This window comes from Endothiovibrio diazotrophicus (assembly GCF_054657215.1).
The window spans coordinates 1-294 of sequence record NZ_BAAHXB010000356.1 but is presented as its reverse complement, the minus strand read 5'-3'; the positions used below and the strand labels follow the sequence as shown (position 1 = coordinate 294).

General features: G+C 66.7%; 1 pseudogene. It reads right to left on the bottom strand.

From position 1 onward, the window contains the following. Positions 1-294 (bottom strand): annotated as a pseudogene (locus tag ACYQ2W_RS26795) (transglutaminase domain-containing protein); the annotation flags it as partial.

The window sequence follows — 294 nt, the reverse complement described above, 5'->3', positions numbered from 1 at the left end:
CCAGCACCGTCTCGCCGTCCACCTTCAGTTCCGGGGTGACCGAGATCAGATAGGCGGGGATGGTGTCGGGCAGTTGGCTGAGATCGGTAATCTCTCCCTCCGGTAAGAGGGCCAGCAGCGCCGCCTCGTCCTCGGCCGTGCTCGGCTTGAAGGAGATCGTCACCTTGCGGTTGTTCAGCTTCGGGAAGGGGTAGTCCACCTGCCGGGTGGCGCTACCGAGTCCGTCGTTGCCGAAACCGAGGGTGACGTGGTGTTGCAGCGCGGCGGGCAGCGCGCCGTAGGTGGCGCCCCGGA